Origin of the sequence: Thiomicrospira microaerophila (genome assembly GCF_000934765.1) — a bacterium.
In the GTDB taxonomy this organism is placed as follows: Bacteria; Pseudomonadota; Gammaproteobacteria; order Thiomicrospirales; family Thiomicrospiraceae; genus Thiomicrospira; species Thiomicrospira microaerophila.
This window is the reverse complement of the sequence record NZ_JYNN01000010.1, coordinates 61,803-78,259: the sequence shown is the minus strand read 5'-3', so window position 1 is coordinate 78,259 and position 16,457 is coordinate 61,803. Positions and strand designations below refer to the sequence as shown.

The 16,457-nt window shown below is 44.6% G+C and carries 14 protein-coding genes and 1 tRNA gene; 11 read left to right on the top strand and 4 right to left on the bottom strand.

Annotation, left to right across the window (positions count from 1 at the left end; translation table 11 throughout):
* Position 1: 1 nt before the first annotated feature.
* Both NA59_RS05735 and NA59_RS05730 read right to left on the bottom strand, forming a co-directional pair.
* Positions 2–1,351: a transporter substrate-binding domain-containing protein gene (locus tag NA59_RS05735; protein WP_052501487.1), complete on the bottom strand. Its 1,350-nt coding sequence runs from the start codon at positions 1,349–1,351 to the stop codon at positions 2–4.
* 73 nt (positions 1,352–1,424) lie between these two features.
* Positions 1,425–2,117 (bottom strand): response regulator transcription factor, encoded by a 693-nt coding sequence (locus tag NA59_RS05730; protein ID WP_044409354.1) that lies wholly within the window; start codon positions 2,115–2,117, stop codon positions 1,425–1,427.
* Between NA59_RS05730 and NA59_RS05725 the strand changes: the two genes are divergently transcribed.
* The 11 genes from NA59_RS05725 to NA59_RS05675 all read left to right on the top strand — a co-directional run bounded on the left by NA59_RS05725 (position 2,118) and on the right by NA59_RS05675 (position 13,765).
* Positions 2,118–4,127, top strand: coding sequence for a sensor histidine kinase (locus tag NA59_RS05725; protein WP_044409351.1), 2,010 nt, complete (start codon positions 2,118–2,120; stop codon positions 4,125–4,127).
* A 174-nt stretch (positions 4,128–4,301) separates the two neighbouring features.
* Positions 4,302–5,591, top strand: a complete 1,290-nt coding sequence (gene serS, locus NA59_RS05720; RefSeq protein WP_044409349.1) for a serine--tRNA ligase — start codon at positions 4,302–4,304, stop codon at positions 5,589–5,591.
* A 75-nt stretch (positions 5,592–5,666) separates the two neighbouring features.
* A tRNA-Ser gene (locus NA59_RS05715) sits at positions 5,667–5,757 on the top strand.
* A 146-nt stretch (positions 5,758–5,903) separates the two neighbouring features.
* A complete protein-coding gene (gene rimP / locus NA59_RS05710) occupies positions 5,904–6,359 on the top strand; it encodes a ribosome maturation factor RimP (RefSeq protein WP_044409341.1) in 456 nt (151 codons plus the stop codon).
* A 14-nt stretch (positions 6,360–6,373) separates the two neighbouring features.
* Entirely contained in the window at positions 6,374–7,861 is a 1,488-nt protein-coding gene (nusA, locus tag NA59_RS05705; protein ID WP_044409338.1) for a transcription termination factor NusA, read from the top strand.
* 24 nt (positions 7,862–7,885) lie between these two features.
* Positions 7,886–10,468, top strand: coding sequence for a translation initiation factor IF-2 (infB, locus tag NA59_RS05700; RefSeq protein WP_044409336.1), 2,583 nt, complete (start codon positions 7,886–7,888; stop codon positions 10,466–10,468).
* A 96-nt stretch (positions 10,469–10,564) separates the two neighbouring features.
* Complete coding sequence (gene rbfA / locus NA59_RS05695; protein WP_044409335.1) at positions 10,565–10,921, top strand: 30S ribosome-binding factor RbfA; 357 nt, start codon at positions 10,565–10,567, stop codon at positions 10,919–10,921.
* Positions 10,921–11,850 (top strand): tRNA pseudouridine(55) synthase TruB, encoded by a 930-nt coding sequence (gene truB / locus NA59_RS05690; RefSeq protein WP_044409332.1) that lies wholly within the window; start codon positions 10,921–10,923, stop codon positions 11,848–11,850. The genes rbfA and truB overlap by 1 nt, the downstream gene beginning before the upstream one ends.
* Positions 11,847–12,674: a class I SAM-dependent methyltransferase gene (locus NA59_RS05685; RefSeq protein WP_052501486.1), complete on the top strand. Its 828-nt coding sequence runs from the start codon at positions 11,847–11,849 to the stop codon at positions 12,672–12,674. Before truB ends, NA59_RS05685 begins: the two co-directional genes overlap by 4 nt.
* Positions 12,652–13,143, top strand: coding sequence for a Crp/Fnr family transcriptional regulator (locus NA59_RS05680; protein WP_052501485.1), 492 nt, complete (start codon positions 12,652–12,654; stop codon positions 13,141–13,143). Before NA59_RS05685 ends, NA59_RS05680 begins: the two co-directional genes overlap by 23 nt.
* Positions 13,130–13,765 carry a 5-formyltetrahydrofolate cyclo-ligase gene (locus NA59_RS05675; RefSeq protein ID WP_044409329.1) on the top strand — a complete coding sequence of 212 codons (636 nt, stop codon included), beginning with the start codon at positions 13,130–13,132 and terminating at the stop codon, positions 13,763–13,765. Before NA59_RS05680 ends, NA59_RS05675 begins: the two co-directional genes overlap by 14 nt.
* Here the strand turns inward: NA59_RS05675 and NA59_RS05670 are convergent.
* Positions 13,722–14,543 (bottom strand): NAD-dependent epimerase/dehydratase family protein, encoded by an 822-nt coding sequence (locus NA59_RS05670; RefSeq protein WP_044409403.1) that lies wholly within the window; start codon positions 14,541–14,543, stop codon positions 13,722–13,724. The two genes, NA59_RS05675 and NA59_RS05670, sit on opposite strands and share 44 nt — an antisense overlap.
* Positions 14,544–15,064: 521 nt before the next feature.
* A complete protein-coding gene (locus NA59_RS05665; protein WP_044409327.1) occupies positions 15,065–16,300 on the bottom strand; it encodes an OmpP1/FadL family transporter in 1,236 nt (411 codons plus the stop codon).
* Between the last annotated feature and the right edge of the window lie 157 nt (positions 16,301–16,457).

Below are 16,457 nucleotides of genomic sequence, written 5' to 3'. Positions count from 1 at the left end.
ATTATGGGATAAAAGAGGGGCCTGTAGCCGCCGATTCATTCGATAGATAAACGGCTTGTTGCGCTCTGCTTATTAATGTTTCTTGTGACTCTTGGTTGTTATAGCATGTCGCCCCCATATAAAACGAAAATGTATCGGCGAGATTGATGTTTTTGATTTCGCAGTAAAGCATATCGGCCTGATCTTTTAGTTTTGGTGCGTTAATACATGGGCAGAGAATCATGAATTCTTCCGTACTCCATCTAGCCACAAAATCAATTTTTTGCGTGTAGTTGATTAGGATGTTTTTTATAGCGAGTAAATTTTTTTTATCGATATCGGCAACCTCTATTAAGATAATGCCAAAGGTTTCCCGGGTGTACTGAGTGCGTTCAATTTCTTGATCTATTTGGCGTTGAATGCCTTCTTGGTTTAGTAAACCGGTTAAAGGGTCCTTCATCGCTATTTTGATTAATTTACGATTTAGTTTGATAAGCCAGTAAATCCAGAATAAAGAGATCAGTAAAATGATTAGGCTTGCAATAATAACTTTCCAGGTCATTCGATAATCACGTGCTGTTTCAACATGAATATGAATATGTTGGTTGGTAATAAACGCACGTTCTTGGTCCGTTATTGTCGCGATGCCTTTATTTAAAATATCGCGCAGTATCGGATTGTCTTTCGTAACGCCGATTCGAAGTTGGTTGGTGTATTCGGGTACTTGGCCTGATACTTTTAAGTTGAAATACCCGTATTTGCGAATAGTATACGCCGCTACGGAGAGTGAGCGAAGTGTAAGGTCGGCGCGACCATCATTGACCATGGCAAAACTTTGTTGCTCAGTGTCTACCAGTGCAATCGCGATATGCGGAAAATCACGCCTAATGCGCTCTTCGATAGAGGTGCCTCTGGGTAAGACAAGCGTTTTATTGCGTAACGTGCTGAGGCTGGGAATAAAGAGTTGATCTTGGCGGGTAATAATGACATTTGGATCATGGAGTAATGGATCCGTAAAGATGAGCCAGTTATCTCGAGCTGGCGTTTGGTTGATGAAGCTGAGAACTTGACACGCGTTAGCCTTGGACGCGGCCACACTTTCTGGCCAACTTGTTAGCTGCATCGGTTGCAGCTGTAAGCCAACGCGCTGGGCAACTAAGCGAATTAAGTCCGCCCCAATGCCTTGGTGTTGACCTGCTTGATCAAGGTATTCAAAGGGTTTCCAGTCTGGGTCAACACACATTGAAATAATAGGGTTTTGCACGATAAACGCGCGCTCTTCTGGATTTAAATCTAGCACAATGTGTTGGTTAGCGAAGGCAGTGACATTGAATAGCCAGATGATAATAGTCATCCCGGTTTTTTTTAGCATCTGGGGTGCTTAAATGGGTTTGTTGTGATGTGTCTAAACATGTAAGCCTTGCTTTTTTTAAACTCAAAAAATGCTATGATTCTTTCCAGCCATAGCCCACCCCATGATAGGTTAAAATGGGAACGGATTCAGATGTTGCCTGTTTAATTTTATTGCGAATGCGGTAAAGTGTGGTGTCGAGCGAGCGCGTATCATAGGTGTTATAGTCGGCGCCGATGGACTCCACGATGTGTGCTTTTTTGACCGGGTTGGGTGCATTGTCAATCAGTTGTTGAATAATTAAAGCTTCTCTGCTGGAAAGTGGTATATGTACACCTTGTGGGGAGCGTAGTTCATGATGGTGTATGGTCCAGTATCTGTGTGCGATATCGGTTTGTGTTATTCTTTGACTAACGCTGTCTAAAATAGCTAAAAGTTCATCAAGGTCGACAGGTTTGCTCAGGTAAATATCCGCACCGGCATGGTAGCCCTCAATGCGGTTTTGTCTGAGTCCTAAGGCGCTTAAAATAATAATGACACCCGGGTGAAATTGTTTGAATTCATCTAGGCTGGCTAAACTATCACCATCGGGAAGCAGACGATCAAGCAGAAGTAGGTCAAATGATTGGGTTTTTAGCCGGTCTCGTGTTTCATTAATACACCGCGTTATGGACACTAAAAACCCACGTTTGGTTAAAAAATGGCTAAGCTGTTCCGCAAGTAGCGTTTCATCTTCAACCAGAAGAATCTGAAGTTGTGCGGGTCGAGTAGGTGCTTTGGAGTTCATATGATGTTGTTTTTTAATTACTCTGTTTTTGATCTAAAAGTCGCTGTTAGATGCATTTTTATTGGGTTGATTGTGAGCCTTGTGTGCGCGCTGCATGCTCAGGTAGCCATCGCCAGCGTAGATAACTGTCAGCACCAGAAAATTTTAACACAAAACACCCGTTATTTTATTGATCCAACGGCGAGTTTAACTGTAGATCAGGTCAAAAATCGTGTATTTACGAAGCTAACAGGCGGTTTAGCCTTAGGGTTTTCAGACGCAGCGGTTTGGTTAAAATTCGATTTACCCTTAGCAACCCAAGCCTGTATGTTTGGTCAAATTGATGCCGAAGACTGGGTGCTTAAAGTTAATCAGCCCTACCATGATTATTTAGATGTATTTACACCGAGCTCCAAGAAAACGGAGGCTTGGACGCATTGGTCACTGGGTGATCAGAGGCCGTCACATCCATTATTGGGCCCTCAACGTTTACCTGTTATTCCTTTGTCATCGTCATTGGATGAGAGCCATGTTATTTTTTTGCGAATTCAATCGCAGAATGCCTTGAATCTAAGTGTTGATCTTGTCAGTCGACAGCAGTATGAGCGTGATGAGCAAAGGGTTATTTACGTGTCCGCTTTTATTGCGGCCTTGCTTTTATTGAGCTTGCTATTTGCTTTGGCTGCCATGTTTGTATTGCGCGCATGGTCAATTGTTTATTTTATTGGATTTGTCGGTGCGATTAGTCTAATCATTATGTTTATTCATGGGTGGTTGAACTTGTTTTTGCCGATAGGTTGGGCCGATCCCGTGGTTGTTCTTGCACATGCACTGGGTTTGTTGAGTCTGTTTTTTTTGACAAACAGCCTAATAAAAATCGATAAGCATTATAGGTTTATCTTTAGAACGGTCTTTATGGTTGTGTGGGGTGTTTTTGTTATCGTTTTATTTGGGGTATTTCAGCAAAATTATCAGTTTTCTTTGCAGCTAACACAGTTTTTTATCGCTATGTTTCTGATTTTGTTTATTATCTTGTCTGTTTTACTTCGGAATAAAGAGCCTGTTGCCCTGCAGTACCTCCTTGTTTTTGGTTTGCTATTTGTTGCTATTTTTATCAGGTTAGCCAATTTACACGGTTATCTTTCAACCACGTTTTTTACCGAAAATGTTTTAACACTGACCCTTGTTTTACAGGTTGTGCTGGTGTTTTTTCTTCTTGTTTATCGTTTTTATGATCAAAAGGCGCGTTTAGTAAAATATAAAGCAAAAATGGATTACGTGAGTGAGGAGTTGGATTATCGACGCACCTTTATGAATTTATTGTCGCATGAGTTGATGACACCGATTGCGATATTGGATATTGGGTTAAGAAATTTACAAGATGAATTAACGACAGATTCAAAACATCTGGCCCCCATTTATGCTAAACAACAACAGGTCCTGGACAAAATGCGTCGTCTTATCAGTGTTTGTCTTGACAAGGAACGCTATTTGCAAAAGGGTGTTTTCCAGTGTTTTACGCTTGAAGAGGTTTGGTTGGCCTTGCATGACGAATGGGGTGATACCGAGGAGACAAAGCGTTTAATATGGATAGCACCCATTCAGCCGAATTGGCAGGCGATTCAGTTTGAAGGTGATATGGGGTCACTGGTATTGGCGATAGGTTTGGTTTTGCAAAATGCATTCAAATATTCTTCGCCTAGTTCCAAGGTATTTTTCTCTGTTAATATTCAAGCGGGCGTGGTGTGTTTTAGAGTTAAGGATTTTGGTGTGGGTTTTACGCGCGCTACGCTGGAACCTAAATTATTTCAGCGCGGAGAAAATGTAGCGAATACCCAAGGCATGGGTATGGGGCTTACGCTTGCACAGGACATTGTAAAAAACCATGGTGGAAAGCTCATTATACATTCTCAAGTGGGTGATGAAGTTTATTACAATTTAATGGGTGTCGAAAAGAAGCATTCAAAAGGTGCATTGATTTCGATTGAATTGCCATTCAAGTCCGACAGGCTCCTAGGTCCTGTCTGCTGAGTACAGGATTTTACTTTAAGTGGAAATAATCTTTGGCGCTTAGCGGCGAGGGCTTTAAAATAGGCGCTTAACCATTTACTAAAATAATTAACTCGGATGTTTTATAAATTTGCGTGATGATCGTGCGTGAACTTTATAAAATAGGCCGGTTAAATAAAGAGAATAGAGAAAAACATGTTAGATGCAAAGTTACTAAGAAATGATATGGGTGCGGTGGTAGAGAAGTTGGCGCGTCGAGGGTTTCGTTTTGATGCCGAGACATTTAACCAGCTTGAGCAACAGCGCAAAGATTTGCAAGTTAAGACTGAGCAGCTTCAAGCCCAACGTAATCAAAGCGCGAAAGCCATAGGTAAGGCTAAAGCACAAGGTGAAGATGTGCAGCCATTATTGGATGCGGTTGCAGATTTGGGTGAGCAGTTGGAGCAGGCGAAGCAGGCATTTGATCAAGTGCAACATGAAATGGATATGATTTTGGCCAGCACACCTAACTTACCACATGACACGACGCCAATCGGCGCATCTGAAGATGAAAATGTGGAGGTTGCGCGTTGGGGTGAACCGCGCCAGTTTGATTTCGAGGTTAAGGATCATGTGGCTTTAAGCGAGGCGCGAGGCTGGTATGACAATGAGGCGGCCACGAAAGTGACCTCAGCGCGTTTTTCAGTGTTAAAGGGGTCTATGGCACGCTTGCAGCGCGCGCTGACACAGTTTATGCTCGATACCCACGGCTTTGAGCATGGTTATGAAGAAGTCTATGTCCCTTATATTGTTAATCAAGACAGTTTGCGTGGTACTGGGCAGCTGCCAAAATTCGCAGCGGATTTGTATAAAATTGAAAAACACAGCGAGCATGATACCAGTGACCGCGACTTGTATCTTATCCCAACGGCTGAAGTGCCGATTACCAACTTGATGCGCAATGAAATTATAGATGAAGACGCGTTGCCGCTTATGTATGTGGCTCATACCCCGTGTTTTCGTTCAGAGGCAGGGTCCTATGGCAAGGATGTGAAGGGGTTGATTCGTCAACATCAGTTTGAAAAGGTTGAAATGGTCCAGTTTGTTCATCCGGATGAATCGTATGCCGCTTTAGAAACCTTAACGCAACACGCGGCAAATATTTTACAGAAACTCGGTTTACCTTATCGAATGATGGCATTGTGTAGTGGCGATATAGGGTTTTCATCGGCAAAAACCTATGATTTAGAGGTTTGGTTGCCGGGCCAGAATGCCTACCGTGAGATTTCATCTTGCTCTAACTTTGAAGATTTTCAATCGCGCAGAATGATGGCGCGTTTCAAGCGTGGGCAGGGCAAGCCACAATTGCTGCATACGTTAAATGGTTCAGGTTTGGCGGTAGGGCGCACGCTGGTCGCTGTGCTGGAAAACTACCAGAATGCCGACGGTTCAATTACCGTGCCTGAAGTTTTACGTAGTTATATGGATGGGATTGAGCAGATTTAAATATTCTTTAAATAAAAATGCAAAACAGGCTTGCAAAGTCGGTCCAAACCACTATAATACGCAACATCAAATTTTGGTGGACTGGCTGAGCGGTTTAAGGCGGCGGTCTTGAAAACCGTTGTAGGTTTGTAGCCTACCTGGGGTTCGAATCCCTAGTCCACCGCCATATTCGACAAAAACCCGCTTATGCGGGTTTTTTCTCATATATAGTTTGGAAAAGCGAAATCATTCGTTTTTCTATTTTAGAGAACCCCGTTTTTACGGGGTTTTTTGTTGGTTTTTCAAAGATATTCGTGTCGAGGGGCAAATAAAGTGACGCTAGAGCAAAAAATTGAAGGCTTAGTAGCACCTGCTGTAGAAGCGTTAGGAATGGTGTTATGGGGGTGTGAATATATCGCCGCTGGCAAGGATTCAACCTTGCGCATTTACATTGATCGCCCCCAGGTTGGGGTGACGGTGGATGATTGTGCGAAAGTGAGTCGTCAAGTGAGCGCCATTATGGATGTTGAAGACCCTATTTCTTCTGCTTATATGTTGGAAGTTTCCTCGCCAGGTATGGAGCGTCCTTTGTTTAAGCCCGCGCACTACGAAGATTATGTCGGAAAACGGGTGAATATCCGCGCACGTTCTCCTATTTTAGGGCGTAGAAAGTTTAAAGGTGAGCTGGTTGAGTTGCATCCAGAGCACATTGTGGTAGAGGTGGATCGCGAAAGCTACGAGATTCCCTTTTCTAATATCGATAAAGCAAATTTAGTTGTAGAACTCTAAGGTGGTCATAAATCATGAGTAAAGAAGTACTGTCCGTTGTTGAGATAATGTCCAATGAAAAAGGCGTAGACGAAGAAGTAATTTTTGAGGCGATTGAAACCGCTTTGGCGATGGCAACAATTAAAAGTAATGACGATAAAATAGATGCACGTGTTGAAATAGATCGTCGTACAGGCAATTACACCACGTATCGTCGTTGGTTGGTGATTGAGGATGATGTAGCCATTGAGGGTGAACCCGGTTTGTATATTCGTATGATGGACGCGGTCGATGAAGATCCGAATGCCTATCCCGATATGTATATCGAAGAAGAAATCGAATCGATTGAGTTTGGTCGCATAGGGGCGCAAACCGCCAAGCAAATTATTATTCAGAAAGTGCGCGAAGCCGAGCGTAAAAAAGTGGTTGAAGAATATTCTACGCGCGTAGGTGACGTGTTGACCGGTCAAGTCAAGCGTATTGACCGTGGTGATGTGATTTTAGATATGGGGGATAACGTAGATGCGTTGATTCCTCGTTCTGAGCTGGTTGGACGTGAAAATTTCCGTATTGGTGATCGTGTTCGTGCTTATTTGAAAGAAGTGACCTTCCGTCCTCGTGGTGCGCAGTTGTTTATGTCGCGTGCTTGTAAAGAAATGCTGATGGAGTTGTTTAAGATCGAAGTGCCTGAAATTGGTGATGATTTAATTGATATTATGGCGGCCGCGCGTGACGTTGGTTTTCGGGCAAAAATAGCGGTGCGCGCTAATGATCCACGTCTTGACCCTATCGGTGCTTGTGTCGGTATGCGAGGTGGTCGTGTTCAAGCCGTGACGAATGAGTTAAACGGTGAGCGTATTGATATTATTCAATGGGATGCGAATGATGCTCAGTTTGTAATCAATGCGATGGCGCCGGCTGAAATCACCTCGATCATGGTTGATGAAGATCGTCACGAGATGGACTTGGCGGTTGAAGATGAACAGTTATCGATGGCGATTGGCAAGGGCGGACAAAATATCCGTTTGGCTTCCGAGCTAACAGGCTGGGAGCTAAACGTCATGACTAAAACAGCGATGGAAGAAAAGCATAATACCGAAGCCACTAAACAGTTAGAGAAGTTTACAACTTTGTTAGAGGTGGATGAGGATTTGGCGCAAATTTTAGTCGATGAGGGCTTTACTTCGATTGAGGAGGTGGCTTATGTACCGACCACCGAAATGCTTGAAATAGAGGGGTTTGACGAGGATTTGGTTGAGCAACTTAAACATCGTGCCAAGGATGCGCTACTCACACAAGCGATTGTAAACGAAGAAAAAACGGTGCTTGCCGAACCGGCTGCGGATTTGTTAGCACTCGACGGTATGAATGAAGAAATGGCTAAAAAACTAGCTGAAAATGGTGTCGTGACGCAAGAAGATCTGGCTGAGTTAGGTACAGATGAGTTGCTTGAAATTATAGCAATGTCTGAGCAAGCGGCCGCGGAGCTGATTATGAAAGCGCGCGCACCATGGTTTGAATAACAGAAAAAGGGAGAGGCAAGAATTATGGCCGAAGTATCAATATTAAAGTTTTCAGAAACACTCAACCTTTCTGTCGATAAGTTATTAGCGCAACTTGACGCGTCAGGCGTAAAGGGAAAGACCAAAAATGCCACGATCAGTGAGGACGAAAAACGCACACTGTTGAGCTACTTAAAAAGCTTGCATGGTGATGCGTCAGATGAGCCAAAAAAAGTGACACTGCATCGTAAACAGGTGAAGACGTTAAACCTTTCAACCGGTTCAGGTAAGCGTACCGTGAACGTCGAGGTCCGTAAAAAGCGTACCTATGTGAAGCGTGAAGAGCCTGTTGCGGCTGTAAAACCGAGCAGCGAACCCCAGGCTGACGACAAAGTCGTTGCACAGGCAGAAGCAAAAGCGGTAGAAACAACGACGGGAGAAACACACCAAGCCGAGCAAGTTCAGCAAACGACTCAAACACAGCCTGTTGCCAAGCAAAAGCCGGAAGCCGACAAGTCTCAAGCCGAGTCTGTAGAGTCTGAACAGGTTAAATCATCCAATGTGTCGACAACGAAACCGGCCTCGGCGGAAAAGCCAAAGAAAACCGAGTTTAAACCTAAGTCAACAGAAATTGTGAATAAAGCGATTGCGCCTCAACCCAAGGGTGAGAACAAGGGTAAGGGGCAAAAGGGTAAAGAGGGGAAGGCGCAAGAAAGCAAAATGGAAGACGGGCGTCCTAAATCGAAAAAAACCATTAAAACCCGTATTGTGTCTGATCAGTCACCCGCGGGCCGCCGTAGAAATAAAAAACATTTCGGGACGAAACATGCCTCACCTGACAACCAGCATGGCTTTCAACGCCCTGCCGGTCCCGTTGTGCGTGATGTAACGATTCCTGAAACCATTCAAGTGGCCGAATTGGCAGACAAAATGTCTGTGAAAGTAGCTGAAGTGATTAAGTACATGATGACGATGGGTACCATGGTGACCATCAATCAGGTTTTAGATCAGGATACGGCAGCGATAGTGGTTGAGGAATTAGGGCATAAACCAATTCTTTTAAAAGAAAATGCATTAGAAGAAGAGGTGCTACAGCAAGAGTATCATGGTGAATATGTACACCGTGCGCCTGTTGTCACTATCATGGGTCACGTTGACCATGGTAAAACGTCATTACTTGATTATATTCGTAAAGCCAAAATAGCCGATGGTGAGGCGGGTGGCATTACGCAGCATATTGGCGCTTATCACGTAGAAACACCGAATGGCGACATCACCTTTATCGATACCCCCGGTCACCAAGCCTTTACGGCGATGCGTGCGCGTGGTGCCAAGGTGACGGACATTGTTGTTATTGTTGTAGCGGCCGATGATGGTGTGATGCCACAAACCAAAGAAGCGATTCAGCATGCGAAAGCGGCGGGTGTTGGTATCGTAGTGGCCATTAACAAAATGGACAAAGAAGGCGCGAATGTTGATCGTGTCATGCAAGAATTAGTCGCCGAAGAAGTGGTGCCCGAAGAATGGGGTGGCGATGTTCAGTTTGTACCCGTGTCTGCGAAAAAGGGCATGGGTATTGATCAGCTGCTCGAAGCGATTTTGTTAAGTGCAGAAATGCTGGAGCTTGATGCGCCAACCGAAGGCCATGCCAAAGGTGTTGTCATCGAGTCACGTCTTGATAAAGGCCGCGGTCCGGTCGCAACGGTATTGGTTCAGTCGGGTACGCTTAGAAAGGGCGATATTGCGCTTTGTGGTATGGAGTTCGGTCGTGTACGTGCATTGGTGAATGAGCAAGGCAAGATGGTGGATTCCGCTGGACCTTCATTCCCAGTTGAAATTCTTGGCCTATCTGGCGTACCTGCCGCCGGTGATGAAATGATTACCGTAGAAAACGAGCGTAAAGCCCGTGAAGTGGCGTTATTCCGTCAAGGCAAGTTTAAAGAAGTGAAGATTGCGCGTCAGCAAAGCTCGAAGTTGGACAATATGTTCAACAAGATGGCGGAAGGCGAAATGAAGTCCGTGAATATCGTATTGAAAGCCGATGTTCAAGGCTCAATCGAAGCGATCTCGAATGCCTTAACCGATTTAAGCAATGAAGAAGTGCGCGTGAATGTCGTCAGCAGTGGCGTAGGTGGGATCACAGAAAGTGATGTCAACCTTGCGATAGCCTCAGAGGCATTAGTTTTTGGTTTTAACGTACGTGCCGATACGTCGGCGAAGCGTTTGATTGAGCGTGAAGGCGTCGGTCTTTATTATTACAGCATTATCTATGAAGTCGTGGATGAGGTTAAACGCGCGATTGAAGGTAAATTGTCTGCTGAAGAGCGTGAAGAAATCTTGGGTGTGGCCGAGGTACGTGATGTATTTAAAGCACCGAAAATTGGTTTGATTGCCGGTTGTATGGTGATCGAGGGTGTCGTAACCCGCAGCCAGCCGATTCGCGTGTTGCGTGACAACGTGGTGATTTACCAAGGTGAACTTGAATCGTTACGTCGCTTTAAAGATGACGTGAAAGATGTGCGTCAAGGGATGGAGTGCGGTATCGGCGTTAAAGACTATAATGATGTGCGCGTAGGCGACCAAATTGAAGTCTTTAAGCGTTATGAAGTTAAGCGTACACTGGATTAATTTCCCGCCTGCCTAACAGCAATAAAACAAATGCCCGCATGGGCATTTTTTACAACCAGGCCTGGTTATTCAGCGCTTGTTAATTGATGGAATATTATGAGTCAAGAATTTAGCCGCACCGATAGAGTGTCGCAAGAAGTATTTCGTTTACTATCGAACATGTTGCGTCGTGAAGTAAAAGACCCGCGTTTGCAAGGGTTGACGCTGACCGAGTGCAAAGTCAGCAAAGACCTGGCGGTTGCCAAGGTCTATTTTACTGTAATGGGTGCAAAACAAGACGATCCTGCTGTGACGGATGCACTCAAAGCCTTGCAAAAAGCAAAGGGCTTTTTTCGTACAGAGCTGGGTAAACAATTAAGTTTGCGTATTACGCCTGATATACGTTTTCATTATGATACCGTGCCTGACCATGTGGATCATATTGAACAGTTGATTAAAAAAGCCTTGTACTAATGGGGGGGCGAAGACAGCGCCGCCGGGTGGTAAACGGTATCGTATTGGTGAATAAAGCCGCCGGGTTAACTTCGGCGGATGTCGTCAAGCAAGTCTCTCGGCTTTACAACGCGAAAAAAGCGGGGCATACAGGCACACTCGATCCATTTGCAACCGGTTTATTACCCGTGTGCTTAGGTGAAGCGACGAAGGTGTCGAGTTTTTTACTGGCGTCAGACAAAGGCTATATTGCTACCTTGCAACTGGGTGAAGCGACGGATACCGGTGATCATGATGGCGAGGTGATTGAACGTGCAACTGTACCCGATTTAACCCAAGAAACGATTGAGACTGTGTTGGCGCAGTTTACGGGTAAAATTATGCAAATGCCGCCGATGTACTCCTCATTGAAACATGAAGGACAGTCATTGCATGTGTATGCACGTCAAGGGATTGAAATTGAGCGTGAGCCGCGCGAAGTTGACATCCTCTCGATCAAACTACTGGATTTTGACCCTACTCACATCCGTTTTAACGTACATTGCACTAAAGGCACTTATATCAGGGTGTTGGGTTATGATATTGCGAAAGCATTGGGCACTGTCGGACACTTAGTTGCTTTGCACCGTACCCATACAGGCGTGTTTGATTCTGATATGATGCAACCGATTGAAGAAATTGCACGCTACCGTAATACCAACCTATTGCCGCTAGATATCGCTTTGAGCGATTACCAAGCCCTGCATTTAACTGCTGAGCAAAAAACGCATCTTTGGATGGGCGGTTTTTTGTTTGATATTAAACCCGCTAACCCACAGCAGACTACGTTGGTCACCCTGTATGATGACCAACAGCAGATTTTTGCAGTGGGCGAATGGCAAGCCGATAAACAACGCTTAAAAATAAAGCGTGGTTTTAATCTTGATTCACCTGCACCGTCTGATTCATGATGTCTTCAGCATTGATCTGGCTAGATTTACGTGACGAAGCCTCGTATTTAGCGGGGCATTTTGAACGTGCTCTTCACCTAGATAAAACCTATTTACAGTCTTGTCTAAATGCGTTACCGAGTAGAGATCAACCGTTAGGTTTGATTGCCTCTGCAGAAGATCTGATATCGATTAAACAGCATCTTGAAGACAAGGGGTATCAGATAAAGCAAACCTTGACTCCCGACGCCATTTTACAACCAGGCCTGGTTGTAAAAACAGGTAAAAATAGTTTTCAAGCCTGGCAACCTAATAAGCTTTTACAAGAGCAACTTCCTGGGTTAAAGACAGCTTCGCATCAAGCTCTTGATTTAGGTTGTGGTGGTGGGCGTGATGCAATCTATCTGGCATTGCACGGCTGGCAAGTGAGTGCGATTGATCAACAACAACGGGTTTTGCAATGTGCGCAGCAGTTGGCGAGGATACACGGCGTTAAGGTGAACTGGGTTGAAGCCGATGTGCATCAGCCGCACGCGATACCCAATCAGCCATTCGATTTAATCATGATGGTGCGTTTTTTAGATCGCCGGCTCTTTTCAATGATGCGCAATCAGTGTCGTGTCGGTGGTTATGTGTTGGTGCAAACGTTTGTAGAAGGTGTCGAGACCTTTGGTTCACCGAAGAACCCCAATTATATTTTGCGTTTTGGTGAGCTTGCAAAAGAATTTAGTGAATTTGATATCATTGTTGATAGAATAGACAGACTGAATGATGGTCGACCTATTGCTAGTTTTTTAGCAAGGCGTAAACAAGGAGAAAAAAATGATTACCATGACCGCCAATGAACTGTTTGATTATTTTCAACAAAACCTGATTTGCGAATCGCTTACCCTGTCAGAAGTGGATATATTAACCCACTACCTGCAAGAAAAAAGCTTTGAACGTGACCAGGTTATCTCGGATATGGGCGACGTCGGCGATTGTCTGATGTTTATTATCAAGGGCAAAGTCGGTTTTAATAGTTTTGACGGCCAAGATGACGTTAATGTGGGCATACAGGGCGTCGGCAATCTGGTCGGTGAGATGTCGTTTTTTGACCGCAAGCCGCGTAATTTAAGAATGTATGCCGTGTCAAAAAAAGTGAAAGTCTTGTCGTTATCGCGTCCGATGTACGACCGTTTAAAAGTAGAGCAGCCATTTATTGCGGTGAATATTTTAGAAAATGCGGTGGTCAGTCTTGATCACCTCGTGCGCGCAATGAGTGAAAACATGGCACAGATTGAGCACTATGTGCATGGTTATGGACGTCACTAAACCGGTCTCTGATCCAAAGGCCCTGAGGCAAACCCTCAGGGCGGCGAGAAACCAACTTTCCCCTCAAGCGCAACTTAAATACGCAGATTTGGCCGTACACGTCTTGTTTAAAACGCTCGATATCACCTACCAAATGCAGGTGGCCGTATATCTAGCACAGGATGGTGAGTTAAGCTGTGCAGGATTAATTGAAGCCCTGCGTGCGCGTCACTGTCTGGTTTACCTGCCTATTATTAACCCAAAAACAAAGACGCTGTCTTTTGGTTTATATCAACCCGAAAGTGATTTAATCCCGAATATCTATGGTATTTTAGAACCAAACACAACCAGGCCTGGTTGTAAAATTAACGCCGATGAACTCGATTTAGTCATAGTGCCCTTAGTGGGGTTTGATAGAACAGGCGGGCGATTGGGGATGGGCGGTGGTTTTTATGACCGAAGCTTTGCTTTTAAACTCGCCAAACCCAGCGCCAAACCGCTGATGCTTGGCTGGGCACATAGCATTCAACAGCTTGATCAGCTTGAACGTCAACCCTGGGATGTGGGTTTGGATGGCGTAGTCACAGAGAAAGGGTTTATTAAATCAAGCTCGCATACCCTTCTTGATAACTCGGGTATTTGAACGCATAGCCTGTTGCACGAATTTTAGCATTGCTTAAACGCTTATTACTGCGCATCAAACGGCTATTCTCGGTTGGCTCGCTGTGCTCAATCGTACCAATGCTCAACTGCTCGGCTAGCCACTCGTACACCTCGCAAGATAGGGTGGGTTGGTCATCGACACCAATATACAGGCTATCTGGACTGTCTAGCTGCATTAAATGGCAAAACACGCCAACGCAATCATCACTGTGAATTCGGTTGCTATAGACATCCTCCATGCAATGGGCTTTGCCTGTTTTAACCTGCTCAATAATATGTGTGCGCCCTGGGCCATAAATACCCCCAAACCGCACAACCGTTGCTGGCCAGCCCGATTTTAAGGCCAACTGCTCGCCCTCTAATAAGCGTTTGCTCGAAAAGTTGTGTTCCTCAGCCAAACTCTCTTCGGTCACCCACTCGCCATCTGATTGACTAAACACCGAAGTGCTAGAGGTGAAAAACAGGCGTTTAATTTTTTGACCCGCCAAGCCTTTTAATAAATTCTTCAAACCTGAGACATAAGCTTGGTAATAGGCAAAGTCATTATATTTGCCTGCTGAAGCGGTGTAGAAAACATAATCTAGGTTCTCGGGCAGGTTTAGCCGCTCTTGGTTTAAATCTGCGCTGATGGCTTTAATAGCTGGGGGTATTTTACTGCCATCACGACGCAAACCAAATACTTCATGCCCGTTTTCAACCAGCGTTAAACCAAGCTGAATACCCAAATCACCACAACCTGCAATCAATATCTTTGCCATAACCGTCCTAATTAAATATAAAGGCTGAATTTGTGTGTAGTATGCCCAAGTTTTAACAAATAAAAAAGGAGGTAAATGAAAAAATATAATGACATATAAAAGCGGGTCATTGCGAGGAGCACAGCGACGCGGCAAACTCTTGCGGGCGTGCGCAGTCTGCCAGAGATTGCCACGGCCTTTGGCCTCGCAATGACGCGTAATTTTTTTGTCCTCGCGACGCAAGTTGTTTCGCTCCGTTGTGCCACTAATTCCTTAACTTAGGTTAAGAAAAATCCCGTCATTGCGAGGAGCACAGCGACGCGGCAATCTCTAGCCGACTGCACACCACAACCCGTCATTCCGGCGAAGGCCGGAATCTCAAACCGACGGCACACAACTCAAAAGATCCCGGCCTACACCGGGGTGACGTATAAACGTGCTAGCCATTCAATAGCCTAAAACAAAAAAACCAAGTCAATGACTTGGTTTAAAAGCGCAGCTTTAAGAGAAGCCGACACGGCGCTTTGAAGCGCCCTGGTTTTTTAGAAGTTATAGCGAGCCGAAATGGTATAACCCATTTGTGAGTGGGTGGTTGTGTTGTCAGCACCCATTGGGTTGCCACCAACAAAGTCTGGTCCCTTAACAGTGGTTTTTACTTCAGGAGCATAAACAATCGCGCCATCTAAACTAAGGTTTTTAGTTAGGTTGTAACCGCCACCAAAAGTGATATGGGTTTCAGTTGTTGCAGGGAAGAAAAGGTTGTTAAACATATTTGTTGCCTGTCCACCTGGGGCGGTCGCTGACATTTCTTTAATCGGATTATTGCCATGATTAACGCCTAGACCCGCCCAATAAGTATTGGAAGTATATTTAGCACCTACAGCAATAACATTTTGATCTTGCCAGTTAAAGTCTTTGTAACCCGTCGCTGAACCCCATGCAATGTTTTTGTAATCTGCAGTGTAGGTCATCGTACCCATATTGAAAGCTAAACCAATTTTTAGTTCAGCGGGTTGTTCAAGTTCATCTCCAAAAGTAGCAGGTAGCATACCCATGCCAACGAACGGTTGTGATGCTTTTGATAATTGTCCATCATATTTCATTTTAATCGCTGAAGTATAAGCGGCGGCTAAGGTTAAGTTTTCATTGATATCGAAATAACCACCTAAACTAAAGCCATAACCTAAGTCAGCAGCCATACCATGGCCTACATTACCAGGGCCACAGTTGGGACCTGGGCAAGCAGCTGTAGGATCACCCATGGTGTAGTTAATATCAAGTGACCCATATTGAATTATCGGTGAAAAACCAATGCCAAAATTATCTTGATTAAATGCTAAACTAGGAACAAAACGCATGATTTGCATATTGGTTTGAGCATGTAAATGAGCAGCAGAACCAGAGTAGTCAACCCCCATTCCTGATGAACCATACATGCCTATACCAAAGGTCAATTCATCGCTAATACGGCTAACTAATGAAACAGATGGAATTAGATTGGTATCAGCTTTGCTTTTTGATTCGCCCATGCCGCTGTTGTTTTTAACCGTAGGCATAAACAAAGTGCCGCCAAAGGAAAACTCTGTGCCTTGTGCTTTACCGATTAGGCCGGGGTTAATTACCACGTTTTCAGCACCATAATAAGCGGCTACGCCTGTGCCACCCATTGCAGAAGATTGAGCGCCTAGTCCAATCATATTCGTTCCATTAGTCGCAAGAACAGGTTGTGATAGCATGGCCGCTGAGGCAATCGCTAGGGCTAGTTTGGTTTTTTTCATAGTTAGTATCCTATTTTAGTTGTCTTCGGTATTTTTATAAAAACCGAGTAGTCGGCTTGGTTGTTACTATGCAGGAAAACGAAGTGAAAAGATAATTCAAAAAATTTTATCGGCTATTTGTGAATTTAATGCGATATTAGTTTTTGATAATAGAATG

Coding starts and splice junctions, on each gene's coding strand:
- NA59_RS05730 (WP_044409354.1), bottom strand. CDS start 2,117: ATGAACTCCAAAGCACCTACTCGACCCGCACAACTTCAGATTCTTCTG.
- serS (WP_044409349.1), top strand. CDS start 4,302: ATGTTAGATGCAAAGTTACTAAGAAATGATATGGGTGCGGTGGTAGAG.
- NA59_RS05675 (WP_044409329.1), top strand. CDS start 13,130: ATGGACGTCACTAAACCGGTCTCTGATCCAAAGGCCCTGAGGCAAACC.
- rbfA (WP_044409335.1), top strand. CDS start 10,565: ATGAGTCAAGAATTTAGCCGCACCGATAGAGTGTCGCAAGAAGTATTT.
- NA59_RS05735 (WP_052501487.1), bottom strand. CDS start 1,351: ATGCTAAAAAAAACCGGGATGACTATTATCATCTGGCTATTCAATGTC.
- NA59_RS05665 (WP_044409327.1), bottom strand. CDS start 16,300: ATGAAAAAAACCAAACTAGCCCTAGCGATTGCCTCAGCGGCCATGCTA.
- NA59_RS05670 (WP_044409403.1), bottom strand. CDS start 14,543: ATGGCAAAGATATTGATTGCAGGTTGTGGTGATTTGGGTATTCAGCTT.
- NA59_RS05725 (WP_044409351.1), top strand. CDS start 2,118: ATGATGTTGTTTTTTAATTACTCTGTTTTTGATCTAAAAGTCGCTGTT.
- nusA (WP_044409338.1), top strand. CDS start 6,374: ATGAGTAAAGAAGTACTGTCCGTTGTTGAGATAATGTCCAATGAAAAA.
- NA59_RS05680 (WP_052501485.1), top strand. CDS start 12,652: ATGATTACCATGACCGCCAATGAACTGTTTGATTATTTTCAACAAAAC.
- NA59_RS05685 (WP_052501486.1), top strand. CDS start 11,847: ATGATGTCTTCAGCATTGATCTGGCTAGATTTACGTGACGAAGCCTCG.
- infB (WP_044409336.1), top strand. CDS start 7,886: ATGGCCGAAGTATCAATATTAAAGTTTTCAGAAACACTCAACCTTTCT.
- truB (WP_044409332.1), top strand. CDS start 10,921: ATGGGGGGGCGAAGACAGCGCCGCCGGGTGGTAAACGGTATCGTATTG.